We start from the raw sequence: 24,533 nt of genomic DNA on the forward strand, positions 1-24,533 counted from the left end.
CATCCACACCGGATGTTTACCTCTAAGGACCACGCTACCGCCCAAATGGTCCGCCATCCGCCCGATCACGCCGCCGAACGCGAGCGTTTCGTCGAAGACCTGCTCGCCATCATGTCAGCGGCGGAGAAGGCCGGGCAGCTTGTCCTGTTGCCCATTCCGGAAGCCGGCGGCGATAGCGAAGGTGCCCCGCTGCGCGCAGAAATGTTGCAGGGCCGTGTAGGCGGGCTTCTCGGTTCGGGCGCCGCAGACCAGCTGGCTGCCTTGCAACGCCTGGCCGTCGAGGAAACGCGGCTCGGCATTCCGCTGCTGATGGCCAATGTTCCCGGCCGCGGCACCTCGGTCACCATGCCCGCCCCGCTCGCACTGGCCGCGACATGGTCGCCGCACATCGTGGAAAGCGCAGCCCAGATCGTGGCGGGGGAAGCGCGAGCGCACGGGATGAACTGGCTCATGGGGCCCCAGGTCGTCCTGACGAGCGATACCGAAACGGAGGAACTGGCTGAAAGCTGGGGCACTTCAGTACATCTGGCGCGCGCCCTGGCCGCGGCCACCGTGCGCGGCCTGCAATTCGAGGGGCAGGATGGCGACGGCGTGCTGGCTTGCCTGCGCACCGACGCGCCTGGCTGGATCGAGCGGCGCGATCCCGACATACTGACCGACAAGCTCCGGCTGGTGGCCGGCGTGCTGCGCGAGATCGCCCCCGGCGAGCATCGCGCTGGGTCTACTCGCGCAGACAGTGCATGACCGCGGCGAGACTGCGGATGGCGCCCCGTCGATCGGCGGCCCCGCCAGCTTCGACGGGATCGACCTGGCCGAATGGGTCGCGATCGGCCGGTCTGCGGGACAGGAGGCCGGTGAAACGCCTTACCAAATGCTGGCAGTGGACAGCATCGTGAAAGCGGTGGGCGACGGGCGGGTCGGCATGCGCCAGCTCGACGACGCGGTGCGCAAGGTACTCGGCGCGAAATACGATCTGGGCCTGTTCCGCGCCGATCTGCGCGATATCGCCCCCGCCACCGACTGGTCGGCGGATCACGCGCGAACCGTCGCGCTGGACACTGCGCGCCACGCGATCGTCCTGCTGCGCAACGATCCCGCGCTGCTGCCGCTCGATATCGCATCGGGCGAAATCCTCGTTGTCGGGCATGCCGCAACCGACCGGGCGCTTCCGACTGGCGGAGCGCATGGTGACGCCGCCAACCTGCTCGACGGGTTCGACGCACTGGGCCTCGCGCACAGTTTCGTCCCCGGCCTGGCGGTCCGCGCCGATGCCAGACCCGCCGGACTGCTCGACGCCGATCACATGGCAATCGGCATGGCCTGCAATGCCGCGCGGCGGGTGGGCACGGTGATCGTCACGCTCGGCGACTGCGAGCGTGTGGGAGAAGCGGAACAAACGCTCCTTGATTCGCTCCATGCGGTCAATCCGAACATCGTCCTGATCAGCCTCGGCTCGCAGCCGCTCGACCCCGACGCGCGCGGGACCAAGCTGCCTTGCGTGCTGCATGCCGGCCAACTCGGCACCATGTCGGGCCATGCGCTGGCCGAAGTGCTGACCGGCGAATTCGCGCCGCGGGGCCGCCTGCCACTGCCGCTGACGGAGAAGGGGCAAGCGGGTTTCACCTTGGGACACGGGCTGGGCTATTCCGATTTCGGCCTCGGCGAAACCGCGGTCGAACTGAGCCACGACCGGATCATCGTCAGCGCCACGCTGTACAATGTCGGCAAACGCGAAGGCACCGAGACGGCGCAGCTCTATGTGCGCAGCCCGGGACAGAACGGTGCGCAGGCGCGCCGATTGGCCGACTTCCAGCGCGTCTCGCTGATGGCAGGCGAAACGCGCAGCCTGCTGTTCGAAGTCGGCGGCAACCAGCTGGGCCACTTCAGATCCGACGGGAGTTTCGTGATCGAAGCAGGCACTTACGAGATCGCGGTCGGCCTCAGCGACGATCGCGCGCATGTTTCGAAGATCACCGTATCGACCACGCTTGCCCGGACCATGGAGCGGGCGCTTTCTTCCGAACCCCTGCCCGCGCTGTTCGGCCGCTTGCGCAACGCGGGCTGACCGCCTGCCGGCACGACGCCCGATTTCGGTTTGGGCCTCGCCCCGCCTCGTGTAGGGGGCCCGCATGCGCGACGCCCACGGCCGTCAGATTGACTATATCCGCCTCTCGGTCACCGACCGCTGCAACCTTCGCTGCACCTATTGCATGGCCGAGGAGATGGAATTCCTCCCGCGCCGCGACCTTCTCACATTCGAGGAAATCGAAACGCTGGCGCGTCATCTGGTGGTCCGCGGCATTCGCCGGATCCGCCTGACCGGCGGTGAACCGCTGGTGCGCAAGGGTGTGCTCGAACTTGTCGAGCGGCTGGCACGGTTGCGCACGCACGGGCTCAACGAACTCACGCTCACCACCAATGGGACGCGCCTGCCCGAAATGGCGCAGGACCTGTTCGATGCCGGCGTGCGGCGTATCAACATCAGTCTCGACACGCTCAGGCGCGACCGGTTTGCCGAGCTCACCCGCCGCGACGAGTTCGAGCGGGTGGTTAGCGGCATCGACGCGGCGCGCGATGCCGGCCTGGCAGTGCGCATCAACGCCGTGGCGATGCGCGGTACGAATGACGACGAGATGCGCGACTTGCTTGCATGGTGCGGCGCGCGGGGGCTCGACCTCGCGCTCATCGAAGCCATGCCGCTGGGCGAGGTCTCGGTCGATCGTCCCGCCGCGCACCTGCCGCTCGACGCTGTGCGCGAGGAACTCGAGCGCCATTTCACGCTCGTCCCCTCGCTCCACCGCACCGGCGGGCCCGCACGGTATTTCGACGTCGCAGAGACGGGCACGCGGATCGGGCTCATCACTCCGCTCAGCAACAATTTCTGCGCCGGGTGCAATCGCATCCGTATTTCCGCGACCGGGACCGTCTATGGCTGCCTGGGCCATGACCAGAAGGTCGAACTGCGTGATATCGTGCGCGTCGGTGGCGAAGCCGCGCTCGACGAGGCGCTCGAACGCCTGCTCGCGGGCAAGCCGCTGCGCCATGCCTTCGATGCCGCGCAAAGCGAACCTGCCCTGGCGCGCCACATGAGCGTGACGGGCGGCTGACACGCGCCCGCCCTACGCCAGCGCGCGCCTTCCATGACGCCATTGCCGCGGTGCAGTTGCATATCCAGCGATTAGCATGATTGCAGCGCCGCGACTTGGCGCTACGATGCGGCATGATCAAAACGCCCTGGCACAGCCGCCTCGCCTTCGCCCTTGCGCTCGCACTCCCGGTGTATTTCGCCATCGCCGCGCTGGGGACCAAGTTCGGCCTGTGGGATTGGCGGACCGGACTGCTTACCCTTACCATCAAGGCCGGGCCGATCCTGCTGGGCATCGTGGCGCTTATCGGCCTGATCTCGCTGATCGTCGTGCTGCTGCGAAAGCCCCGCAAGGGCTGGCTGCTGTCGCTGATCGCGCTGCTGGTCCCGGTCGGTATCTTTGCCGTTCTGGGCGCCATTCGCAGCCAGGCGGCCGACATCCCGCCGATCCACGACATTGCGACCGATACCGCCAACCCGCCTGTCTTCTCGCAAACCGTGCTCGGTCAACGTGCCGCTGCGGGTGCCAATCCACTGAATGACTACGCCACGCCGCTGGGCGAGCTCGAAATCTGGTCGGAATCCGAGTCGCCGCTGGCCGATCGGTCGCATGCGCAGGTTATTGCCGCCGCCTATCCCGATCTCGCGCCGCTGCCCCTGGGTTCGACCAGCCCGGCCGAAGCCGCGGAACTGGTGGTATCCGCGATGGAGGAAATGGGTTTCGCCCAAGTGACCGCCGATGCCGAAACCGGCCGGATCGAAGGGGTCGCGGAAACATTCTGGTTCGGCTTCAAGGACGATATGGTCGTGCGGATTGCCGATGGTGCGATCGATTTTCGCTCGGTTTCTCGCGTGGGCGTGAGCGATCTGGGTGCGAATGCGGCGCGCATTGCCGCCTTGCGCGATGCCATTGCCGAACGGCTCAATCGCTGAATTGGACGATCGCCAGCGCGCTACGCTGGAACACGGTCAGCACGCATAGCGCGGCATATGCGTAGGCCAGCGGGACGAACCACGCAGGAAACAGCGCGAAGGCGATGAAGATGGCGATTGTTTCGCCGCCTTCGGCCAGCCCGGTCGAATAAAAGAAGCTCTTCCTGCCATGCGCATCGGTCCGCGCGCCGCGTTCCGCCGCGATCACGGCGTAGGCGAGGAAGCTGACGCCGGTCAGGACGAAGCTGGCAACCAGCACCAGTGCAGCCTGCGTGTTGGCCGGATCGACCAGCCCGAAGCCGAGCGGCACCGACACGTAGAAGGCGAAATCAGCGACGATATCGAAATAACCGCCCAGCGCGGTCGGGCCGTTCGCCCGCGCGACCGCGCCGTCGAGCCCGTCGAGCAGACGGTTGGCGAGGATGAGACCCAATCCGGCGCCGAAGTAGCCGCCGGAAATCGCCGCCGCGCCGGCCAGCCCCAGTGCAAGGCCGAGAAAGGTGATCGCGTTGGCAGTCACCCCCCGCCGCGCCAGCGCGCTGCCCAACCGGTTGAGCGGCGGGTCGATCAGCGGGCGCAGTTTTGCATCGAACATGGCCGTATCCTATCCGCTCAAACCCAGGTGATCAGCCCGATCCATGCGCCGGTCATCGCCGTCGCCATATTGCCGGCGATCCAGCTGCGCACACCCATTCCCGCGACTTCGGCACGCCGTTCGGGGCACAGCGTGCCGATGGTCGACACCAGCAGCCCAATGCTGGCGAGGTTCGCGACCCCGCACAGCGCATAGGTGACGATCAGCAGGCTGCGCGGGGCGAATGTGCTGGACGGCAGTGCGGCAAGCTCGAGATAGGCGACATATTCGTTGAGGATCGCCTTGGTGCCCATCAGGCTGCCGGCGGCCTGCGCTTCGGCCCAGGGTACGCCGATCAGCCACATCAGCGGCGAAAACAGCCAGCCGAAGGTCCGCTTCAGGCTCAGCGGCTCGCCATCGACCATGGGCAGCAGCGCCAGCAGTTGGTCGGCAAGCGACACCAGCGCAAACACCACGATGATCACTGCGATCACGGCAAGGAACAGCTGCATGCCGTCCATCGTCCCCTTGATGATCGCATCGATGCTCGATTCGAACTTGAGGCCCTGGCTGCCGGCATCGGGCTCCTCGCCTTCCGCGCTCGCTTCGCCGGGCACCATCAGCTTGGCGATCAGCAGGGCTGCGGGAAGCGATATCAGCGAGGCGGAAATCATGTGCCCCACTGCATCGGGCACCGTGCGCGACAGGGTGGTGGCGTAGAGGATCAGAATCGCACCGCTGATCGTCGCCATGGCCAGCACCATCACCTGGAACAGGTCAGCACGGCTCATTTGCGCGAAATAGGCGCGCACCACCAGCGGGCTTTCCACCACGCCGAGAAACATGTTCGCCCCGCCCGACAGACCGACCACGCCGCTGACCCTAAGCGTGCGCCGCAGCAGGAAGGACAGGCCATCGACCAGCCAGCGCAGCACCCCCCAGTGCCACAGCAGCGCGGCCAGCGCCGAAAAGACGATGACCAGCGGGAGAATCTGGAAGGCGATGATCACCGGCGCCTCCGCGCCCTGCGCCAAGTCGAAGGGCAGCGGCGCACCCCCGAGATAGCCGAACATGTAGGACGACCCGTCGAGCGCTGCGCGTTCGATCGCGGCGACCGCCTCGTTGGCCAGCGTCACGGCATCCCAGACGAACGGTACGCGGACGATCAGCAGTGCGAGGCCCGCCTGCAGCGCCAGCGCGCCAGCGATCCAGCGCCATGTCGGCCTTGCGCTGCGGTCTTCCGAAATGGCCCAGGCGAGCAGCACCATCAGCGCAATGCCTAGCAGCCCGCGAAACTGGTCGAAAAACTCCATGCGCTTCCCCGTTGGGCTTCAGCCCGTGCGGCCCGGCAGCGAGCCCAGCATCCGCCTGTCATGTTCGCGAAAGGTCGGCAGCGCAAGAGCGCCGCAGCGCGCAGCGGGAACCCGCCCCGGCGCTAGCCACGACGCCAGGTGTGATACCTCTCCACCAGCGATAGCAGCGTTTCGGGCTTGTGCTTCTTCTTCCATTCGCCCGCGGCGAATTTGTTCGCTTCCGCCAGCGTCGGATAGGAGTGGATCGTGCCGAGGATCTTGTTGAGCCCGAGCTTGTGCTTCATCGCTAGGACGTATTCGGCAAGCAGTTCGCCGGCATGCGCACCGACGATCGTCGCGCCGAGAATGGTGTCCTTGCCCGGCGGGGTCAGCACCTTGACGAAGCCCTGCGTCTCGCTCTCGGCGATAGCGCGGTCCAGCCCGCCAAGCTCGTAGCGCGTGACCTCGTAGGCCACGCCCTGCGCTTCCGCCTCGGCTTCGTTCAAGCCCACTCGGGCGATTTCGGGATCGAGGAACGTCACGGCTGGGATCACGCGGTAATCCGCCTTGAACCGCTTGAACTGGCCGAACAGGGCATTCACGCTGGCAAACCAGGCCTGGTGACTGGCCGTATGCGTGAACTGGAACGGGCCGGCGACATCCCCCGCGGCGTAAATGTTCGGAAATTTGGTCGCGAGGAATTCATCGGTCACCACGGTCTTGGCCGTGTCGATCCCGATATCCTCCAGTCCGTAGCCCGAGAGGCGCGCCGCACGGCCCACGGCGACGATCAGCGTATCGAAGGCAATCTCGACTTCCGCGCCGCCATGCTCGGCGATCAGCTTGCCAGTCTCGACCCGCAGTGCGCGGTGAGCGGTCAGCACGTTCACTCCCGAGCTTTCAAGCGCCGCCTGCGCCTCGAGCGACACGTCGGGGTCCTCGCGCCCGAGAACGCGATCGGCCATTTCGACCTGCGTCACCTGCGAACCGAGCCGGGCAAGCGCCTGCGACAGTTCGCACCCGATCGGCCCGCCGCCCAGCACCGCGACGCGCGCCGGGGCACGGTCCATTGTCGCAAGCGCGTCCCACATCGTGTCGCTGGTCAGATAGCCGCTGGCTTCCAGCCCCGGGATCGACGGGATCAGCGGACCGGCACCCGCGGCGATCACGATCGCGCGCGTGGTCAGCCGCTGCACGCCGCCATCCTTGCGCGCGATTTCGACGGTCCATGGATCGACCACCCGGCCGTAGCCTTCGACCACATCGACACCGAGCCCGGTGTAGCGTTCGACGCTGTCATGCGGCTCGATTGTCCGGATCGCGCCCATCACGCGTTCGATCGTCTCGCGAAACGGCACTTCGGGTTCGACCGGTTTCAAACCATATCTATCGGCATGGCGCATCTGCTCGGCAACCTTGGCGCTCTTGATCAGCGCCTTGGACGGCACGCAGCCGGTGTTGAGGCAATCGCCCCCCATCTTGTTCGCTTCGACCAGCGTGACCTTGGCCTTCACCGTCGCCGCGATCAGTGCGGACACCAGCCCGGCCGATCCCGCCCCGATCACCACAAGATTGCGGTCGAAGGATTTGGGCCGGATGAACCCGGAATAGACCTTGCGCCGCTTGATCCAGCCGATGATCGCCTTGGCGATCCACGGTGCGATTCCAAGCAATGCGAAGGACACCAGCACGGCCGGCGACGCGATCCCCGCCAGGCTGTCGATCTGCGCCAGCTGGGTGCCCGCATTCACATAGACGATCGTCCCCAGCAGCATGCCCACCTGGCTGACCCAGGCGTAGGTCCACAGCCTGATCCGCGTCAGTCCCATCACCAGATTGACCACGAAGAAAGGGAACAGCGGGATCATGCGAATGGTGAAAAGGTAGAACGCCCCGTCGCGTTCGAGCCCGGCATTGACCGTGCGCAGCCGTTCGCCGAAGCGCGTTTCGATCGCGTCGCGCAGGACGTAGCGCGAGGCAAGAAACGCCAGCGTGGCGCCCAGCGTTGAGGCGAAGGACACCACGACCGTACCGAGTAGCACCCCGAACAGCGCGCCCGCCGCAAGCGTCATCACCGCCGCACCGGGCAGCGAGGCCGCAGTCACCGCAACATAGGTCAGGAAGAACAGCCCGATGACCTGGACGGGATGACGCTGGTAATAGCCATCGACCTCGCCCGCGACGCGCTTGATCCCGTCGACGGTCAGATAGTCTCCGACCCCGAAGAACACATAGGCTGCGATCAGGGCCGCCAACGCCAGTATGATGAGAAGCTTTTTCATGATGTCCCTGTATCGTGCGCCGGATCGCCGCCTGTCCGCAGCCGGTTACACCGACTGCGCCAGCTTTGCGAAGCTTTCGACCCAGCGCCGGTCGATCCAGCGCTTGAGTGTACCCGGCCATCGCCCGCGCAAGGCGATCGGACCATAGATAGCGATGGCCGTGCGGGGGCCGGTCGACAACAGGTAAAGACTCGCGGGCCGCGGACGATAGGAGCGCAATCGCCCCCGCCCCGTCGCCAGATGGCGCAGATTGGCCGCCAGAGCCTTCCCGCTGTGCACGGCATGGACCCCCGAACGCGCGACCGGCATGTCCTGCCGCGAGGCCACATCGCCTGCCGCGAGCACATGCGGGTGCGACAAGGATCGCTGGTGGCGATCGACCGCAATAAAGCCGTCTGGATCGACCGCCAGCCCGCCTTGCGCAGGCCATTCGGGCGCAGCAGCGCCAAGCGAAGTAATCACGATGTCGAGCGGTTCGAGGGACTGGCCGCCGGCGTAGAACGTGCCCCCTTCAACCCTCGCATCTTCCGCCAGTGCGCCGATAGCATGTCGTGCAAGCTCGCGTTCCAGCAACGCACGGGCACGGTTGCCGAAACCGGGCAAGGCGCCATCTGCGCCGGTTACCAGCGTAATCCGCGGCGCGCTGCCGAAGCGCCGTCTCAGCGCGAAAGCGAGCTCGACCCCTCCCGCGCCGCCGCCGACGACCGCCAGATGGCGCGGGCGGTGCGCCACACCGGCGATCCGTTCGTCAATTCGCGCCAGGAACGTGCCGATCGGTCGCACATCGACAATCCGCGGGTCTTCGCCGATGGTGCCGGTCGCCTGCCCCACGCCGCCCGAGTCGATCGAGCAGTAATCGAATGCGATGCGCTGCCCCGACGCGGTGGCGAGAGTGCGCCCGGCGGGATCTAGCGCGACGCATCGGTCCTCGACGAATTCGGCCCCGGCGCGCCCTGCCAACGCCGCGACATCGATCAATCCTTCTTCCCGGCCATATTCACCCGCGAGGGTGCCGGGGATCATGCCCGAATACCGCGTCTGGCGCTGGAGAGAGAGCATGATCGTCCGCGCTTCCGGCGACCCGCGCCGTATCCAGTCCGCCAGCACCCCGAGGTGCGCGTGCCCGCCCCCGACGAGCACTATGGTTGGCGAGGCTTTCGGCATGATGCAGGCGATGTCGCGCAGCGGGAGCGATGTCAATCAGGGGCCGCGCAAGCCGTCCGCAAGCCCCGCAACCGAGCCGCGCCGCATGCGCCAAGCTAACCGATGTCAGTCGGGAAACTATCGTATCGGCTCCGCGTTCTCTCCCCGACCGACGCGTGCAGCTCCGACTGCGTGCGTCGTTCATTGCACAGCCGACCATGACGGTCCGCATTGCAATCCGTTTCGGCCCTATCGCGAGGTTTCTCTGTGTTCACGCAACTCAATCCTCCGCTCCCGGTTCTGGTGACCGACAAGGGCACCGGCATGGCTTTCGCAGTCATCGACTATGGCGCGGAACACAATCTGCTCTGGGTCACCGCGCTCGACCAGTCGGGCGAGATATGGTGTGCGCCAAACCCGAAGGTCCGCATGCAGGCGAACTGGTCGATGGGCCGCGTACCTGACAGCGCTCTCGTCTGCAGCGCCGAGAGGGGGGCGACGCAATGAAACCGGGTCTCCTCGCCGTCGACGAAGCGAAGTCGGCAGACATCACCGAACAATTCCGGGCGCATGTCGCGCATGCGGATTTCCCCTGCGTGGGCGCCAAGTCAGCACAGGCCCGCAATATGCTCGACGTGGTCATCGCCCACGACATGCGCAGCGGATGGGACGATTTGCGGATTCACGACCGCCTCCTTGAATGGGCCGATCGCTATCGCAACGACCCTGAAGGGCTGCGCAGCTTGGCGGTGATTTTCCAGCAGCCAGACGAGATCGACGAGCCGACCTTCGAACGGCTGCTATGGCAACGCCTGCAATCCTTTGCCGAAAAGGACAACTGGCTGGGCCAGTCCTACGATACCAGCGTCAGCGCGGATCCGACCGACCCGCATTTCTCGTTGAGCTTCGGCGGCGAAGCCTATTTCGTGGTCGGGCTCAACCCGTCTGCCTCACGACCGGCCCGCCGTTTCGCCTATCCCACGATGGTCTTCAACCTGCACGACCAGTTCGAAACGCTGCGCGAGGACGGGCGCTACGAACGCATGCGCGATGCCATTCTCGAGCGCGACCGCGACCTTGCCGGCGACATCAACCCCATGCTCGCCCGCCACGGCGAAAGCAGCGAAGCGCGGCAGTACAGTGGCCGCGCGGTCGACGAGGGCTGGGAATGCCCCTTCCGCGATCCCCGACTGGAGGAAAAATGAACCGTATAGAACCGCGCAGCGGCGTAGCTTTCGAGCTGCCCAGGGGCGCCGAACTGACCGTCTGCGATCCCGAGGGCCGTCAGGTTTCGGACCTGCTGGCGTACAATGCGCAGGACGTACGCGAAGTGATCTCGAACGGCCGCACCTTCGATTACGAGGAAACCTTGCGGCTGGGCAAGGGCAACCGGCTGTGGTCCAACCGGTCGAACCCGATGCTGACGATCATCGAGGATACGGTGAAGCAGCACGACTTCCTGCTGACCCCGTGTTCCGAAGACACATTCCGCCATTTCTACGCCGACAAGCCCGTGCACCGCGGGTGTTTCGGCAATCTGGCCGAAGCGCTGAAGCCTTTCGGCATCGAACCCGATGCCATTCCCACGGCGTTCAACATCTTCATGAACGTGCCCGTTGATGGCGACAGCGGGCTGATCGCGGTGAAGCCGCCGGAAAGCCGGCCGGGCGACCGGATCGTGCTGCGCGGCGAAATGGATCTGGTGATCGGGCTGACCGCCTGTTCCGCCTACGATTCGAACGGTGGAACCTTCAAGCCGATCGATTACGAGGTGAATTGAGTTGGCCGAGGTGCTGAATATCTGGTCCGGATGGCCGCGGATCGTCGAAGTCGCCGGCAATGCCTTCCTGTTCTATGCGCTGATTATCGTCATGGTTCGGATGGTGGGCAAACGCACCACTAGCGAGCTCAACAATTTCGACTGGATCATCAACGTGATGATCGGCAGCTTGGCGGCCAGCGGCGTTCTGCTGCGCAATGTCGCCACCGCCGATGCGATCGCCGCGATCGTGGTCCTCGCAGCCTGCCAGTACATCACGACCAAGCTCGTCCAGCGCAGCCGGACCATCGCCAATATCGTCAAGGCTGAACCCACCTTGCTGACGCACAAGGGGGAATATCTGCGCGATGCCATGCTACGCACGCGCATTTCCGAAGAAGAGATCAAGTCCGCGCTGCGGCAGAACGGGATCACGCACAACGCCGATGCCAACTGGGTCGTGCTGGAGACCAATGGCCAGCTGTCGGTCATCCCGCGGCAGGACGTCGCCTGGGCCGAAGCCGAGGCGCTGTCCGATGTCCACGCTCCGAAAGAACTGAACGGCTAGTCCCAGTCCTCTTCGACTTTTAGCGGACCGTCGCCGTAGAGGTAGTCCGGGTCAAATTGCGCATAGCGCTTCAGCGCCGCCCAGTCGGCGGTGTAGAGATCGCCGCGGCGGATTTCGGCAATTCCCAGCTCGCGCAGCTTGCCCACCGCCCGGTTGGCATGGATCGCACTGACACCGCACATGTCGGCCATGTCGAACTGCGTGAAGGGCGTGCGCAGGGCGCGCGAGACATTACGGCCCACCAGTTCCAGCCGCGTGTGCAGTTCGGCATAGAGATGCGCGATCCGCCGCGGCGCGTCGAGCTGTTCGAGCATCTGGATCCACTTGCGGTGAATTGCCGCGTCGAGCAGCGTCGCAAACCACATGGCCCGCGCGACGCCGGGGCGGTCGCGCATGACCCTGCGCAGCGTGTCGTGGCTGACCGAACCCACCGTTACCCGGCCCGCAGCATCGATATTGTGATCGAGCCGCTTCAGTGCGAACCCGTGCAGATCGACGAAATCCCCGGGGACGTGGATCCCGGTTATGAACCGCTTGCCCGCGCTTTCGATCGTGCGGAAGATATAGCCTTCGATCAGGATCGTGCTGCGGTCGGTTTTCGTGCCCCGCGCAAGCAGGCGCGCGGTATCGCCATATTCGGCGACCGTATCGACCAGCCCTTCGATATATTTCAGATCATCGAGGCTGAGGTTCTGCCGCAGGCGCCCGGCAAGAAAATCGCCGGTCAGGGGGAACGCTGGAGCCTCCGAACTTGCAGTCAGAGTCATGGCCGACAGTTAAGCAAGCCGATCAGAACGCGTCTATTGACGGATGTTAGCTTTCTGTTCTTTCTGTTCGCTTTCCAATTCTTGCTCCAGCGCAGCCGATATCGCATCGCGCACGCTGCGCAGCGGGTGCGCAATGCGCAGCGCGAAATCGTGCACCTCCCCGCCCGGCGCATACCCCCAGCGCGCCATGCGGCGGACCGCGTCTTCCTCCGCCGGTTGGCCGACCCGGTAGTCGCGATTGCCGTCACGCAGTTCGATCTGCGGATCGTGGTCTTCCAGCGACAGGAAAGCGAACACCGCCCGGCGCACCGCGTCGGGGCGCGACACCAGATCCTCGTAGTGCAGGACCAGCGACGCATGGAGCATGGGGAGGTCCTGCGCCACCGTGTCGTAGGCGTCGATGCCGTACCGCAGGAGCGCCGCTGGTTCGTCCGTGACCCATTTGCCGAGTGCTGCGGCCATCAACTGCGGGTGGCGCAGGATGACGATGAACTGCGCGGTCGGGAAGAGTTGCTGGTACAGGCGCATGCGGGTGAGGTTGACTGGCGACTTTTCGAGCCACCAGGGCTTGTCCGGGTCGAACCATCCGCCCCAGTCCGACAGGAGGCGGCGCTGCGTCTCGAGCGTGTTCCACGGCGATTGTTCGGTGTGGTGCTGCAGGGGATCGGTGGCATAGTGTCCCGGCCGGCCGTCCAGCGCGGTGTGCGGGATCGCACCCTGGAGATAGCAGCCCTCGTTCTCCGGCACGGGAGCGTTCTCTATCGCGCTGATGGCGGGATGCGCGGCGATGATGCGGGCGAGCAGGCTGGTGCCGGTCCGATGCAGCCCGGCAACGAATACGAAACGGCTGCGCGGCGGGCTCATCCGGTCTTTCTCAACGCCAGCGCGCCATCGGAATAGAGGTAGGCAGGATCGAAATCGGCGTAGGCTTCGAGCTTCCTGCGATCCGCGATGCGGACCTTGCCGCGCTGGAAATCGGCGAGGCCGTTGCGCCGCAGGTCCGCCAGCGCGCGATTGGTGTGAATGGCGGTGGCGCCGCACATTTCCGCGATGTCGGTCTGCCGCAGCGGCGTTTCGAAGCCGTCGGGGTAACCCAGGCCGACCATGTCGAGCCTTCGCCAGATTTCGGCGAAGACATGCGCAATGCGCTTGGGCGCGGTCAATTGTTCAAGCTTCATGATCCATTCGCGGTGCATCGCCGCATCCAGGAGGGTGGAGAACCAGAACAGGCGTGCGAGATGCGGCCGTTCGGCCATCACCCGCGTGATCTCCGAATGCGGAACCTGGCCGATCGTGGCCCGGCCGACGCAATCGATATTGTGATCGAGTCGCTTCAGCGCGAAACAATGCAGATCGACGAAATCGCCCGGCACGTGGAAACTGACCGCATAGCGCCGCTCGCCACTGTCGAGCGTCCGCAGGACGAAACCGTCGATCAGGATGGTCGACCACTCGCAGGCATCGCCGCGCGCGATCAGCCGTTCGCCATCCTCCAGCGTGCTGGTCCGCACGACCAGCTGCTCCAGTTCGGTCTTCTCGGCTTCGGTCAGTTCATGCCGTAGCCGTCCGGCAAGAAACCGCCCCGTCAGGGGATAGCGATCGAACTCTGCGCTGAACGCCATCACGTCCTCCTGCGAAAACAAATGCAATTCGCAACCGGGCGTTCCGGCCATGCTTTGCATTAATGTTAGCTTTCGGGAACAGGCCCGCACCCGCGCGTTTCTCGAGGATATATCTCCAGGGTCCCCCACTCATGAAAATCGCCGTTCTCGCCCATATTCGCCATGCCATCGCCGAACCCTTCGGAGGTGGAATGGAAGCGCATTGCGACATGCTGTGCCGGGGGCTGCGGGCCGCGGGCCACCAGGTCGACCTTTTTGCCGCCGATGGTTCGCAGGACGAAAGCCTCGTGCCGATCTGTGCCGCCCCTTATGACGAAGTACTCCCATGGCGCGTGTTCCGCGGGACCAGCGAACTGGCCGCCTATCAACGCGACGCCTTCGAGCGCGTCCTGCTCGCCGTCGGCGCGGGCGCCTATGACGTGGTGCACAACAATTCGCTGTTTCCGGAAATGATCGAATGGTGCGCTCGGGCGGGGATCCCCTGCGTGACGTCGCAGCATGTCCCCCCGTTCGGGGCGATGTTCGACGCGGTCGCCGCCACGCGCGAACGGCCGAATATCGGGTTCACCGTAACCTCGCAGGACCAGCAGGCGCTGTGGGCCGATCGCGGCTGCGCGGGGCTCGACGTCGTCCCGAACGGGATCGACACGGATCGCTGGGCGCCCCTTGGCGAGCCGCAGGATTATCTGACCTGGGTCGGCCGCATCGTGCCGAACAAGGGACTGGCCGAAGCGATCCAGGCCGCGCGCAAGGCGCGCGTCAGGCTGAGGATCTTCGGACCGGTCGAAGATGCCGGCTATTTCACCGAAAAGGTCGAGCCCTTCCTTAACGAGGGGATCGAATTTCACGGGCACCGTTCGGGCGATCGCCTGCGCGCCGAAGTGGCCGGGGCGCAAGCAGCGCTGGTAACCCCGCTGTGGGACGAGCCCTTCGGACTGGTCGCGGCCGAGGCGCTGGCCTGCGGCACGCCGATCGCCGGTTTCGATCGCGGTGCGCTATCCGAAGTGGTCGGCGACTGCGGCGTTCTGGTGCCCGGCGGCGATATCGGCGCGCTGGCGCACGCTATCCGCAAGGTACGCAGGATCGATCGCGCGGCCTGCCGTGCACGCGCGGTCGAGAAGCTGTCGATTGCGGCGATGATCGCCGGTTACGAGCGCTGCTATGCAGGCGCCATCGCCGGAGCCCGGCTGGCGTCGCTTCCGCGCCTGGCCTGGGATTCAAGCTGTTCGAGGACCAGCGAGCTGCTGGCATAGGGTTGATGTTCCTGCTGGCGGGTCAGCGCCAGGTGGCTTTCATCGGGATCCTGCAGCTTGGTCCAGCCGCCCGCCGGATCGGGCTCGATCAGTCCCATCAGGCGGAACGCGCGCAGCCAGTGCTGCATCGTCGGCTCACCCCATTTGTCGGCGAAGACCTGCGCATTGGCGAGGACGCTGTCGAGGTGATGGACCGGGGGCATGTGGTGCTTGTGATACTGGTGATAGGCCTTCGCGCCGCGCACCCACCACAGCGGCAAGTCATGGGCGGCGACCGTCCGACCAAAATCGGTATCTTCGCCGCCATAGCCGACATAATGCGGGTCGAACCCGCCCACCTCTTGGAAGGTCCGGGCAGAAAGCGCGAAATTGAGCGACCAGAAGCAACGGTAATCGCCGCAGCGCCCGACCATGTCGCGCGGCGGCCCGGCCCGGTCGGCGTGTTTGACGGCAAGCCGTTCGAACGCTTCGTAATCGATGCCTGACGCGGTTGCGCCTTTTGGCAGATAGCCGACCTCCCCCATCAGCACGCCGTCGTTGGCCTCGGCAGCGGCCGCATAATCCTCGATCAGCGAAGGCGCGGGGATGCAGTCGACATCGAGGAACACCAGCAGTTCGCCGTTTGCATGCTCGGCGGCAGTGTTCCGCGCCTCTGCCAGGCAGATGTCGCCGCTGCCCAGCATCACCTGCCGAACGGGAAACCCCGTTTCGGGCAGTTCGTATCGCTGGTCCTGCATTACCGCGACCACCAGTTCGCAAGGCGGGCGATGGGACCGGTTGAGACCGCGAACGAGGTTGCACAAATGGTCTTCGCGCCCATGCGCGAGCGTACAAACGGAAATCTTCATGCCACTATCTCCAGCGCGGGGCGGTTTTCAGTGCCCTGCCACAGCTCGCGAACGAGCCCGTCGAGCCATTCGGCCGCTTCTTCGGCAGGGTTGGTAGCGATGATCGAGCGCTGGTTTTCGACATCGATCATGCGCGCCGCGGCCCAGAGGCGCTCCCATGCAGCGGGATGCGAGGGCCAGTGGCGCGAAACCGCCGCCAGCCCTTCGCGGTCGAGCACTTCCGCCTTGCAGAACTGTTCGTCGAAATACCGCCACTCGGGAATGACGACCCATGGTTTGCCGGCAGCCAGGACCATCTGCACCGTGGTGTTCCCGCAGGACGACACGACGCGGTCGGCAGCCGCGATCCAGTCGCGCGGATTGTCGACCCAGCCGCGATGCTCGAGATTACCGGGCGACGTCTCATGCCATTCGCTGCGCACCTGGCCGATGCTGATCCAGCGGCTCCCCGGCTCAGCGCGCGCGCCCAGCGTCAGCGGTGCAGAGGGTGTGCCCTCCCCGCCGCCGCCGGCAAGCACGAGCACGAGATCCTCCTGCAGATCGATGCCCAGTTTCGCGCGCGCCTCCGCCCGATCGGGAAAACCGAAACAATCGATTCCCACTCCCGAAGCATAATGCGTCTTGCGGCGCATGGCCGCCGGACGATCATGCTGCTCGAGCCGCTCCGAATAAGGCGCCAACAGGCCGACGGCACTGTCATAAGCCGCCATGTGCCCGGGATCGCTGCGCTCGCCATGCTGCAGAACCGCGACATGCGGGACCGAGCACAATCGCGCGAGCTGGCCGAGTTCGGCAGACACGTCAGTAATGAACAGCGCCGGCTGAGCTTCCGCGAACCATTGCGCGATTGCGGCGAAGGCCTGCGTTATCGATGGCCAGCCGAGCGGCGCGCAGTGGACGGTATCGGGGGCCGGCAGTGCGGCCATGGCCGGTGCCTCCTGCCCGGTGGGTTCGAACAGCGATGGAATGGTTTGCACCACTATACGCTCGTCGAGCGCGGCGAAGATGTCGTCCCGGGCGCAGAACAAAGTCACGCCGCGCGTTTCGATCAACGCGTTGGCAATCGCGGCCGCGCGTTCGGCGTGGCCCCGCCCCTGATGGTGAACGAAATATCCGATCGGGCCGTGCTCGCTCATGCCGGCACCCTCCCCGCCTGGCGTCCACGGACGCGCTGCGCCCGGTGATGCGCGAGTATCCCTTCCAGCGTCCCCGACGCGTGGCTTCGCCGCGCAAGGTAGACATTGGGCCGCGATGCGAGCGCCGCGACTTCCTCGGCATGATTGCCGACGAGGATGGCGTTGCGGCACGCGGTCAGCATATCGGCATCATTGCCGCTGTCGCCGGCAGCGAAGACACGGTCGAGCGGAATACCCAGCATCGCCGCGACATGGCGCATGGCTGCCGCCTTGCCCGCCTGCCGAGGCATGATGTCGAGCAAACGGTCATGGCTGAACACCACCCGCGCCGGGATGTCGCATTGCCGCAGCCGTTCCTCGACCCGCTTGGCGAGGCCCGGACACTCGGCATAATAGCTGCGCTTGTATGCCCGCTGGTCATAATCGGGCTGGGGCACGAGGCCAGGCAGCCCGGCCAGCGCGCGTTCGATCGCGCCGGGATGCCATTGGTGCCGGATCCGCTCGGCGAAACCCTGGTCGAGCGCCAGTTCGCCATCGCGTTCGACATAGATCTCGGTGCCGACCGCGGTGATCCATGCCAGCGGCAGCGGCAGTTTCCAATCGCGCACCAGCCGCCGCGCTTCCACGATCGAACGCCCGGTGGCAATCACGAAACCGAAGTCCCGCTGCCGCCGGAAAAACTGCCCGATCCGGGTCACCCCGTGATCGCAACCGGTCAGAGTGTTGTCGAGATCGCTGACCAGCAGGCTGGCCGGCGCGATGCAGCGGGCGGGCGTCGCTGCGACGATATCGCGCGCAATCGCGAGAAAACCCGCGGCATAGGCATCCCAGTTCACGCCGAGACTGTTGGTCCGCGCGTTGCGAGCGCAGCGCTTCCACAGCGCGGTGTCGGTGACCAGTCGCTCGATCGCTCCTCCGATCGCCGTCTCGTCCTGCGGGTCGACCAGCAGTCCATGCTCGAGTTCGCCGATGATATCCTGCGGGCCGCCGATCTTGGTCGCCACGACCGGAAGGCCATGCGCCGCAGCTTCCACCAGCGTAAGCCCATAGGGCTCCATCAGCGCCGGATTGACGAAGACCCCGCCCGTCCGCGCGGCGAGTTCGTAAAGCGCGCCGACCTGTTCGCGCGTATGCGCTTTGGGATAGGCGACCCGGCCGTACAGATCGTGCCGGTCGATCGCGTCGACAAGGCCCTGCAGCACCTGCTGCTGCTCGGCCTCGCCCGATGACAGGTCGTCGCGCAGGCCCGCGAGGACCACCAGGTTGCAGCGCTCACGCAGCACCGCATTGGTACCGAAGGAATCGATCAGCCGGACGAGGTTCTTCTTGTGCACCGGGCGCGCGATCGCCAGCACGATCGGCTTGGACGGATCGCGCAGGAACGGCGAGACGAGTTCGCGCGCCGGGGTATCGTCATAGCCGCCGCGTCGCGAGACGCCGGGAACCAGCCGATGGATCTTGCCGATGCGGGAAGAGGGATAGGCGGTCAGCTGCCGTTCGCATTCATCGCGCGACGAACCGATGACCGCACGTGCATGCGCGATCGCACGGTCTTCCTCCTCGATCCTCGCATCGATCGCAGCGCTTGGGCTGGCAAGAGCGCGGCGCTTGTCCATGCCGAGCGAATGCGCCGTGTAGACGAACGGTATGCCCAAGGCATCTTCCACTCGCCGCGCGACATCGGCAGCGTCGGCGAAATGCGCATGGATGAGGTCGGGAAGCCGCTCGCGCTGCGCAAGTTCGGCAATCAGCGCTTCGGCAAAAGCGTCGCGGTCCGCGCTGAGCGCTTCCTTGGCGAGGTACCGGCGGTCGCCGCTGTCGATTCGCCGGATGACGAGCTTGGCACCCAGCCATTCTTCCGGCTGCGCATGCGCCGTCCCTAGACGAGGATCGTCGAACCGCCGCGTGACGATTTCGGCCATTTCGACATCGTCGCGGCGCGCCAGCGCTTCCATCTCGCCAAGGATGTAGGTGATATGTCCACCAGTATCCTCGGTGACCCCATAGCGAACGGGTTCACCCTTCAGGCAGCCACCAAGCGCGACCGATACAATATGCACAACACGTTCCTTAATGACCCTGCGTGCCTAACGGTCGCGGTGCAGTCCGGGTCCCCCAACCAACCAATGTTTATGCTGGATACGCAGCGGCGGCCGGGTGTTTGCCGATGCCGCGAACGGCGCGTGGCTATCGGGAAAGCGCGTCGAGTGCAGCAGGCGTGTCGACATCGGCCAGCATGTGACCATTCGCAGGCACCAGCGTGGCGGTTTCGCCCAAGTCGAGATGCCTGGCACCGCGTTCGCCGGTAAGCGTCTGCAGCGCGGCGAATGCTTTCTTGGGGAATGCCGCCGGAGGCCCTTCCGCCCCGTCGTCATAGCGCGTGAACACGGTTCCCCTAAGCCGGGCAAGATCACGAAGGTGACCGGGTTCGACCAGCGGCATGTCTGCAAGGGCAATCACCAAGCGTTCGCACTTCGGTGCCGCAGCGGCGACGCCGGCCGCGATCGAACTGCCCATGCCTTCATCGGCATGGTGGTTAATCACTGCCTCCCACCCCGCGCGCGAGCACAGCGACGAATCCGGCCGGCACACGAGATAACGCTGAGAGAAACCCGCCTTTTCGGCGGCCAGGGCCGCCCAGTTCCACAGCGGCTTGCCGCGCAGGTCCCGGGAGAGCTTGTCGCCGCCGAAACGCGTACCGCGCCCGGCAGCGAGCAGGATGATGCCGATCCCTCGATCAAGCGGCGGCACGCAACTGCTCGTACTCGCCGACGATTTCCGCAAGTGCCGAAAGCGCGAGCGCAGTGGGATTCTTGCAGCCGGGAATGAGTCCGATCGGGCTGCGGATGCGGGCACGGTCTTCTTCGCTCACGCCCCTTGCCGCCAGAGCCATGGCGCGTTCGATCCGGGCATTCTCGCCCCCCTGCGCGCCAATGTAGAACATTTGCGAAGCAAGTGCCTGCTCGAGCAGCGCCGCTTCCCATTCGTGGTCGTGGAACAGCAGCAAACCCGCGGTCCAGCGGTCGCCCGTCAGTCCGCGCGCAGCTTGCCCAATTACCAGATCGGCGCGGCTGAATGGCCGGCACCGCACGCCCATCGCAGCGCAGAGCCGCGTGACGGCGGCAAGTTCCGGGCCTTCACCCAGTGCGTTGAGCTGCATGCACGGAATATAGGTACGGCGTGCCAGCGGCGATGTTGCGGGCAGGACCAGGGAGGCGGGGTCGCGCTGCTCCAGAGCATCCACCGCGGCACGGATGGCGTTCCGGTCGGGCGCGGGATCGAGCAGTATATCGAGCCCCCCGCCGCACGGCAGGCGGAAATCGATCTTCGGCGATCCGCGTCCATAGCGGACCACTTCGGGGGAATGCAGCGCGGATACATCCGTCGCCAGCTGCGCTTCGAGACATCCGTCCGAAAGGCTTCCGACAGTGGAACCGTCGGCGCGAATTGCCAGCTGCGCCCCCACGCGCCGCGAAAAACCGCCTTCGATCCCTACGATCGTACACAAGGCTGTTCCCGGTTCGCACGCGGCGTAAAGCGCGGCATGGTCCTCGTCGGCAGAAGGATAGAGAGCCGGGTCGGCCAGCATCAATCGGGCATGCACGCCAGCACGCGGTCGGGCGTCATCGGGTAATCGAAAAGCCGCGCACCGCAGGCGTTGTAGATCGCATTGCCGATCGCCGCGGCGCCGCCGCACATCCCCAATTCGCCGATCCCCTTGGCCTGGATCGGGCTGGCCGCAGGATCGCGTTCCTCGACCATGATCACTTCCAGATCGGGCACGTCGCGGTGCACCGGGACATGGTATTCGGCAAGATCGCAGTTCACCAAATGCCCATCGCGCGGATCGAATTCGAGCGCCTCGGTCAGCGCGGCGCCGATGCTCCAGGTAATCCCGCCGAGGCACTGCGAACGCGCCGTCTTGCGGTTGAGCACGCGGCCGAAGCCGAATGCGCCCAGCATCCGGTCGACCCGGCTCTCGCCAGTGAAGTGGTTGACGCGGACCTGGGCAAAGAATGCTCCGAAGCCCGCTGCGGTGAAATCGTCGGCGATGGCGCCGGGCTCGTAATGCCCTTCGCGCGCCAGCGGTTCACCCGCCAGCACCTGCGCCAGCGATTGTCCGCCCACGACCTTGCCGTCGGCAACATCGAGCTCGGTTTCGGTAACGCCGACCCGATCGGCCAGCTCTTCACGCAGCGCCTTGCACGCGACGTAAACCGCCGAGCCGCTGGACGATGCGCCCCAGCTACCGCCCGAACCGGGACCAAGCGGATGGCGCGTGTCACCCAGATCGACCAGCACGTTTTCGGGATCGAGTCCGAGCATTTCGCCCGCGATCTGTGCGAGGATCGTATAGGTCCCGGTGCCGATATCGGTCATGTCGGTTTCGACCAGTGCGGTGCCATCGGGCTTGAGCGTAACGCGCGCCTTGGCTTCGCCGACATTGTGAACCCGGGCAGCGCTGGCCATCCCGGTCCCGACCCACCATTCGCCTTCGCGCTTCTGCCGCGGTTTGCGCGGGCCGCTATCCCAGCCGAACGCCTCCGCCCCTTCGCGCAGGCATTCGGCCAGCTTGTGCGAGGAGAACGGCAAGCCTTCTTCGGGGTTTTCCTTGGGTATGTTGCGCAGGCGCAATTCGACCGGATCAATGCCAGCCCGTTCGGCGAGGACATCCATGGCGCCTTCGAGCGCGGGCATGCCCACCGCTTCACCGGGCGCACGGACCGAGCCAGCGGTCATACGGTGGATCCGCGCGACTTCGAGCATCAGCTTGCGGTTTTGCGCTGCATACAGGAAGTGCGAGGACTGCAGCACCGGCTCGGCGAAGGTTTCGCCGGGCAGATTCGAAACCAGCGCCTCGTGGCCGAAACCGGTGAGCCGGCCTTTCTGGTCGGCGGCGAGACGCAGCCGCTGCGTGGTTTCGGACCGACGCATGATGCACTGGAATACCTGCTGGCGCGACATCACCACGCGCACCGGCCGTTCAAGCTGCATGGCGGCGATGGCCGCGGCGACGGTTTCCTCGCTCACGCCCAGCTTCGATCCGAACCCGCCGCCGACGAAACGCGACACCAGCCGCACCTTTTCTTCGGGCAGGTCGATCGCATCGGCCAGTTCCGAGATATTGTAATTGAGCATTTGCAGCGACGCATGAACCGTCAGTTGATCGCCGTCCCACTGCGCGATCGCGGCATGCGGCTCCATCGCCGCCGAGGCGTGGCCCTTGGTCGTGAAAGTGACATCGACGCTGTGCGCAGCTTCGCTCATTGCATGAACGAGATCGCCCTGCCGGACGGTTTCGTCTTCCTGTTCCTCGGGCTGGACTGCGTCCGGCGACAGCGGCGCGCCATCGTCGGGGCGGTATTCCACTGCCAGGTGCTTGGCCGCATCGCGCGCCTGTTCGAAGGTTTCCGCGACCACGAGTGCGATCGGCTGCCCCCAGTAGCAAACCGTGCGTGGCGACTGCTGCGGGGCTTCGTTGGCAGTGCCCTGCGCCGCGCGCGTGGTCAGCCGCGGATCGTCTATGACCGCGATGACCCCGGGCATGCCGAGGACGCTGTCCTTGTCGATTTTCAGGATTTCGCCGCGCGTGATCGTCGCTGTGGCAAGGACGCCTTCGACGCAGCCTTCGATCGGGTATTCGGCCGCATAGGGCGCCGTACCGGTAACCTTGGCGAGGCCTTCGACACGCGAAATCGGCTGCCCGATCACGCCCTGCTTCATCCCGTCGAGGCGGTTCGAGGTGTCGGGTTCGTCCTGCTTGAGATGCACCGTCATGCCGCGTCCTCCACCGCCCGGGCCAGCACCGCGTGGAGCGTACGGCGCGCCAGCGGAATCTTGAAATCGTTCTCGCCATAACCGCGGGCATCTTCGAGCAGCAGGTCGGCGGCCGCGTCGTAAAGCTGTGCCGACGGGGCGGCACCTTCGAGCAAATCGCTGATCCGCGGATCGTGCCAAGGCTTGTGCGCCAGGCCGCCGAAGGAAAGGTCCGCGCGGGCAATCACCCCGTCACGCATTTCGACGATCGCTGCAATCGATACGAGCGCAAAGGCATAGGACGAGCGTTCGCGCACCTTGCGATAGAGCTGCACGCGCGCGACCGGAGCCGGCAGCGTGACTGCAGTAATGACTTCACCGTCCTCGAGCACGTTTTCGCGCCACGGGGTATCGCCCGGCAGGCAATGGAAATCGCGGACGGGGACCGAACGTTCGGCGCCATCGACCGAAGCGATCTGCACCGTCGCATCGAGCGCACCGAGCGCGACCGCCATATCACCCGGATAGGTGGCAATGCATTCGTCGCTGGTGCCGAGCACGGCGTGCAGCTTGGCCACCCCGTCGATCGCGCCGCAGCCGCTGCCCGGTTCGCGCTTGTTGCAGGGCTGGTCGATATTCAGGAAATAGAAGCAGCGGGTGCGCTGGCACAGATTGCCGCCGGTGGTCGCCTTGTTCCGCAATTGCTGGGTCGCACCGGCAAGGATCGCCCACGCCAGCACCGGATAGTCGGACCGCACGCGCGGGTGAACCGCAGTCGCAGTGTTGGTGGCAAGTGCGCCGATCCGTAGGCCGCCATCGTCGGTATCTTCGATTTCGGCAAATCCGGCGCGGTTGATATCGACGAGTTCGCCGGGGGTTTCGACCTGCAGCTTCATCAGGTCGAGCAGGTTGGTGCCGCCCGCAATCGCCATCGCATCTGCCCCGGCGACCAGCCTGGCGGCATCGCCCAAGGTGCGGGCACGTTCGTACTGGAAGGGCCTCATGCGCTCGTCTCCGTCGCCGCGTCGCGGATCGCAGCGACAATGTTGGCATAGGCACCGCAGCGGCACAGATTGCCGCTCATCCGCTCGCGGATTTCCTCGCCCGATATCTCGATTTTTCCTTCGAGATCGTCGCTCGCATCGCTCGGCCAGTCATTGGCGAGTTCTTCGAGCATGGCGGTGGCGGAACAGATCTGACCGGGCGTGCAATAACCGCACTGGAAGCCGTCATGGTCCACGAAGGCACGCTGCAACGGCGATGGATCCTCGGGCGTGCCAAGCCCTTCAATCGTCGTCACGCTATCACCTTCGTGCATCGCCGCCAGCGTCAGGCAGCTGTTGATGCGGATGCCGTTGACGATCACCGTACAGGCCCCGCACTGCCCGTGGTCGCAGCCCTTTTTCGAGCCGGTCAGGCCGAGATCGCGGCGCAGGAAATCGAGCAGGGTGATCCGCGGATCGTCGGGAAGGGAACGCTGGGTTCCGTTTACGGAAATGGTCTCGCCCAAGAAG

24 protein-coding genes are annotated in these 24,533 nt (G+C 65.5%); 9 read left to right on the forward strand and 15 right to left on the reverse strand.

All coding sequences use genetic code 11. The annotated features are described in order from the left end of the window. The first annotated feature begins 45 nt into the window (after window positions 1–45). From WKH79_RS08585 to WKH79_RS08600, 4 genes are all read left to right on the forward strand, one after another. Window positions 46–744 carry a glycoside hydrolase family 3 N-terminal domain-containing protein gene (locus WKH79_RS08585; protein WP_341858610.1) on the forward strand — a complete coding sequence of 233 codons (699 nt, stop codon included), beginning with the start codon at window positions 46–48 and terminating at the stop codon, window positions 742–744. Next, window positions 737–2,065, forward strand: coding sequence for a glycoside hydrolase family 3 C-terminal domain-containing protein (locus WKH79_RS08590; RefSeq protein WP_341858611.1), 1,329 nt, complete (start codon window positions 737–739; stop codon window positions 2,063–2,065). Before WKH79_RS08585 ends, WKH79_RS08590 begins: the two co-directional genes overlap by 8 nt. A gap of 64 nt (window positions 2,066–2,129) precedes the next feature. After that, window positions 2,130–3,107 (forward strand): GTP 3',8-cyclase MoaA, encoded by a 978-nt coding sequence (moaA, locus tag WKH79_RS08595; protein WP_341858612.1) that lies wholly within the window; start codon window positions 2,130–2,132, stop codon window positions 3,105–3,107. A 113-nt stretch (window positions 3,108–3,220) separates the two neighbouring features. Further along, on the forward strand, window positions 3,221–4,018 hold the full coding sequence (locus WKH79_RS08600; protein ID WP_341858613.1) for a DUF1499 domain-containing protein: 798 nt from the start codon (window positions 3,221–3,223) through the stop codon (window positions 4,016–4,018). Here the strand turns inward: WKH79_RS08600 and WKH79_RS08605 are convergent. The 4 genes from WKH79_RS08605 to WKH79_RS08620 form a co-directional block, all read right to left on the reverse strand. Continuing rightward, on the reverse strand, window positions 4,008–4,613 hold the full coding sequence (locus tag WKH79_RS08605; RefSeq protein ID WP_341858614.1) for a CDP-alcohol phosphatidyltransferase family protein: 606 nt from the start codon (window positions 4,611–4,613) through the stop codon (window positions 4,008–4,010). The two genes, WKH79_RS08600 and WKH79_RS08605, sit on opposite strands and share 11 nt — an antisense overlap. A gap of 17 nt (window positions 4,614–4,630) precedes the next feature. Continuing rightward, window positions 4,631–5,905 carry a nucleoside transporter C-terminal domain-containing protein gene (locus WKH79_RS08610; RefSeq protein ID WP_341858615.1) on the reverse strand — a complete coding sequence of 425 codons (1,275 nt, stop codon included), beginning with the start codon at window positions 5,903–5,905 and terminating at the stop codon, window positions 4,631–4,633. A 122-nt stretch (window positions 5,906–6,027) separates the two neighbouring features. Next, the gene (locus WKH79_RS08615) at window positions 6,028–8,166 is read right to left on the reverse strand and encodes an FAD-dependent oxidoreductase (RefSeq protein WP_341858616.1); all 2,139 of its coding nucleotides are present in this window, start codon (window positions 8,164–8,166) and stop codon (window positions 6,028–6,030) included. A gap of 45 nt (window positions 8,167–8,211) precedes the next feature. Beyond that, window positions 8,212–9,366, reverse strand: coding sequence for an FAD-dependent oxidoreductase (locus WKH79_RS08620; RefSeq protein ID WP_341858617.1), 1,155 nt, complete (start codon window positions 9,364–9,366; stop codon window positions 8,212–8,214). A gap of 267 nt (window positions 9,367–9,633) precedes the next feature. Between WKH79_RS08620 and WKH79_RS08625 the strand changes: the two genes are divergently transcribed. Genes WKH79_RS08625 through WKH79_RS08640 form a run of 4 tightly spaced genes read left to right on the forward strand, consistent with a single transcriptional unit; the run spans window position 9,634 to window position 11,636 of the window. After that, the gene (locus WKH79_RS08625) at window positions 9,634–9,816 is read left to right on the forward strand and encodes a hypothetical protein (RefSeq protein ID WP_050601024.1); all 183 of its coding nucleotides are present in this window, start codon (window positions 9,634–9,636) and stop codon (window positions 9,814–9,816) included. Beyond that, window positions 9,813–10,514: a guanitoxin biosynthesis heme-dependent pre-guanitoxin N-hydroxylase GntA gene (gene gntA, locus WKH79_RS08630; protein WP_160766006.1), complete on the forward strand. Its 702-nt coding sequence runs from the start codon at window positions 9,813–9,815 to the stop codon at window positions 10,512–10,514. Before WKH79_RS08625 ends, gntA begins: the two co-directional genes overlap by 4 nt. Next, window positions 10,511–11,089, forward strand: coding sequence for an urea carboxylase-associated family protein (locus WKH79_RS08635; RefSeq protein WP_083437381.1), 579 nt, complete (start codon window positions 10,511–10,513; stop codon window positions 11,087–11,089). The genes gntA and WKH79_RS08635 overlap by 4 nt, the downstream gene beginning before the upstream one ends. 10 nt (window positions 11,090–11,099) lie before the next feature. Next, window positions 11,100–11,636: a YetF domain-containing protein gene (locus WKH79_RS08640; RefSeq protein ID WP_341860107.1), complete on the forward strand. Its 537-nt coding sequence runs from the start codon at window positions 11,100–11,102 to the stop codon at window positions 11,634–11,636. On the opposite strand, the gene WKH79_RS08645 is transcribed toward WKH79_RS08640, so the two are convergent. From WKH79_RS08645 to WKH79_RS08655, 3 genes are read right to left on the reverse strand one after another with little or no spacing between them, the layout of a single operon-like run. Continuing rightward, entirely contained in the window at window positions 11,633–12,403 is a 771-nt protein-coding gene (locus tag WKH79_RS08645; RefSeq protein ID WP_341858618.1) for a Crp/Fnr family transcriptional regulator, read from the reverse strand. The two genes, WKH79_RS08640 and WKH79_RS08645, sit on opposite strands and share 4 nt — an antisense overlap. 33 nt (window positions 12,404–12,436) lie before the next feature. Then, entirely contained in the window at window positions 12,437–13,267 is an 831-nt protein-coding gene (locus WKH79_RS08650; RefSeq protein WP_341858619.1) for a sulfotransferase, read from the reverse strand. After that, complete coding sequence (locus tag WKH79_RS08655) at window positions 13,264–14,025, reverse strand: Crp/Fnr family transcriptional regulator (protein ID WP_341858620.1); 762 nt, start codon at window positions 14,023–14,025, stop codon at window positions 13,264–13,266. Before WKH79_RS08655 ends, WKH79_RS08650 begins: the two co-directional genes overlap by 4 nt. Window positions 14,026–14,156: 131 nt before the next feature. Here WKH79_RS08655 and WKH79_RS08660 point away from each other — a divergent pair, with 131 nt between their 5' ends. Further along, entirely contained in the window at window positions 14,157–15,278 is a 1,122-nt protein-coding gene (locus tag WKH79_RS08660) for a glycosyltransferase family 4 protein (RefSeq protein WP_341858621.1), read from the forward strand. Here WKH79_RS08660 and WKH79_RS08665 read toward each other — a convergent pair. The 8 genes from WKH79_RS08665 to WKH79_RS08700 form a co-directional block, all read right to left on the reverse strand. After that, window positions 15,185–16,126, reverse strand: coding sequence for a glycosyltransferase family 2 protein (locus tag WKH79_RS08665; RefSeq protein WP_341858622.1), 942 nt, complete (start codon window positions 16,124–16,126; stop codon window positions 15,185–15,187). The two genes, WKH79_RS08660 and WKH79_RS08665, sit on opposite strands and share 94 nt — an antisense overlap. Continuing rightward, window positions 16,123–17,262 (reverse strand): hypothetical protein, encoded by a 1,140-nt coding sequence (locus tag WKH79_RS08670; protein WP_341858623.1) that lies wholly within the window; start codon window positions 17,260–17,262, stop codon window positions 16,123–16,125. Before WKH79_RS08670 ends, WKH79_RS08665 begins: the two co-directional genes overlap by 4 nt. Beyond that, window positions 17,259–19,322 (reverse strand): HAD-IIB family hydrolase, encoded by a 2,064-nt coding sequence (locus WKH79_RS08675; RefSeq protein ID WP_341858624.1) that lies wholly within the window; start codon window positions 19,320–19,322, stop codon window positions 17,259–17,261. The genes WKH79_RS08670 and WKH79_RS08675 overlap by 4 nt, the downstream gene beginning before the upstream one ends. Window positions 19,323–19,449: 127 nt before the next feature. Then, window positions 19,450–20,013 (reverse strand): NTP transferase domain-containing protein, encoded by a 564-nt coding sequence (locus tag WKH79_RS08680; RefSeq protein ID WP_341858625.1) that lies wholly within the window; start codon window positions 20,011–20,013, stop codon window positions 19,450–19,452. Continuing rightward, window positions 20,000–20,851: an XdhC family protein gene (locus WKH79_RS08685; protein ID WP_341858626.1), complete on the reverse strand. Its 852-nt coding sequence runs from the start codon at window positions 20,849–20,851 to the stop codon at window positions 20,000–20,002. Before WKH79_RS08685 ends, WKH79_RS08680 begins: the two co-directional genes overlap by 14 nt. Next, window positions 20,851–23,040: a xanthine dehydrogenase family protein molybdopterin-binding subunit gene (locus tag WKH79_RS08690; RefSeq protein WP_341858627.1), complete on the reverse strand. Its 2,190-nt coding sequence runs from the start codon at window positions 23,038–23,040 to the stop codon at window positions 20,851–20,853. Before WKH79_RS08690 ends, WKH79_RS08685 begins: the two co-directional genes overlap by 1 nt. Then, window positions 23,037–24,023, reverse strand: a complete 987-nt coding sequence (locus tag WKH79_RS08695) for a xanthine dehydrogenase family protein subunit M (protein ID WP_341858628.1) — start codon at window positions 24,021–24,023, stop codon at window positions 23,037–23,039. The genes WKH79_RS08690 and WKH79_RS08695 overlap by 4 nt, the downstream gene beginning before the upstream one ends. Then, the gene (locus tag WKH79_RS08700) at window positions 24,020–24,529 is read right to left on the reverse strand and encodes a 2Fe-2S iron-sulfur cluster-binding protein (RefSeq protein ID WP_050600968.1); all 510 of its coding nucleotides are present in this window, start codon (window positions 24,527–24,529) and stop codon (window positions 24,020–24,022) included. The genes WKH79_RS08695 and WKH79_RS08700 overlap by 4 nt, the downstream gene beginning before the upstream one ends. Between the last annotated feature and the right edge of the window lie 4 nt (window positions 24,530–24,533).

Origin of the sequence: Qipengyuania sp. GPGPB31 (assembly GCF_038396345.1) — a bacterium.
Lineage (GTDB): Bacteria > Pseudomonadota > Alphaproteobacteria > Sphingomonadales > Sphingomonadaceae > Qipengyuania > Qipengyuania citrea.

What these genes read in the sequence shown, in the direction of transcription:
- WKH79_RS08585 (WP_341858610.1), top strand. Translation starts at nt 46, where the DNA reads ATGGTCCGCCATCCGCCCGATCACGCCGCCGAACGCGAGCGTTTCGTC.
- moaA (WP_341858612.1), top strand. Translation starts at nt 2,130, where the DNA reads ATGCGCGACGCCCACGGCCGTCAGATTGACTATATCCGCCTCTCGGTC.
- WKH79_RS08600 (WP_341858613.1), top strand. Translation starts at nt 3,221, where the DNA reads ATGATCAAAACGCCCTGGCACAGCCGCCTCGCCTTCGCCCTTGCGCTC.
- WKH79_RS08605 (WP_341858614.1), bottom strand. Translation starts at nt 4,613, where the DNA reads ATGTTCGATGCAAAACTGCGCCCGCTGATCGACCCGCCGCTCAACCGG.
- WKH79_RS08610 (WP_341858615.1), bottom strand. Translation starts at nt 5,905, where the DNA reads ATGGAGTTTTTCGACCAGTTTCGCGGGCTGCTAGGCATTGCGCTGATG.
- WKH79_RS08615 (WP_341858616.1), bottom strand. Translation starts at nt 8,166, where the DNA reads ATGAAAAAGCTTCTCATCATACTGGCGTTGGCGGCCCTGATCGCAGCC.
- WKH79_RS08625 (WP_050601024.1), top strand. Translation starts at nt 9,634, where the DNA reads ATGGCTTTCGCAGTCATCGACTATGGCGCGGAACACAATCTGCTCTGG.
- gntA (WP_160766006.1), top strand. Translation starts at nt 9,813, where the DNA reads ATGAAACCGGGTCTCCTCGCCGTCGACGAAGCGAAGTCGGCAGACATC.
- WKH79_RS08635 (WP_083437381.1), top strand. Translation starts at nt 10,511, where the DNA reads ATGAACCGTATAGAACCGCGCAGCGGCGTAGCTTTCGAGCTGCCCAGG.
- WKH79_RS08645 (WP_341858618.1), bottom strand. Translation starts at nt 12,403, where the DNA reads ATGACTCTGACTGCAAGTTCGGAGGCTCCAGCGTTCCCCCTGACCGGC.
- WKH79_RS08650 (WP_341858619.1), bottom strand. Translation starts at nt 13,267, where the DNA reads ATGAGCCCGCCGCGCAGCCGTTTCGTATTCGTTGCCGGGCTGCATCGG.
- WKH79_RS08655 (WP_341858620.1), bottom strand. Translation starts at nt 14,025, where the DNA reads ATGGCGTTCAGCGCAGAGTTCGATCGCTATCCCCTGACGGGGCGGTTT.
- WKH79_RS08660 (WP_341858621.1), top strand. Translation starts at nt 14,157, where the DNA reads ATGAAAATCGCCGTTCTCGCCCATATTCGCCATGCCATCGCCGAACCC.
- WKH79_RS08665 (WP_341858622.1), bottom strand. Translation starts at nt 16,126, where the DNA reads ATGAAGATTTCCGTTTGTACGCTCGCGCATGGGCGCGAAGACCATTTG.
- WKH79_RS08670 (WP_341858623.1), bottom strand. Translation starts at nt 17,262, where the DNA reads ATGAGCGAGCACGGCCCGATCGGATATTTCGTTCACCATCAGGGGCGG.
- WKH79_RS08685 (WP_341858626.1), bottom strand. Translation starts at nt 20,851, where the DNA reads ATGCTGGCCGACCCGGCTCTCTATCCTTCTGCCGACGAGGACCATGCC.
- WKH79_RS08690 (WP_341858627.1), bottom strand. Translation starts at nt 23,040, where the DNA reads ATGACGGTGCATCTCAAGCAGGACGAACCCGACACCTCGAACCGCCTC.
- WKH79_RS08695 (WP_341858628.1), bottom strand. Translation starts at nt 24,023, where the DNA reads ATGAGGCCCTTCCAGTACGAACGTGCCCGCACCTTGGGCGATGCCGCC.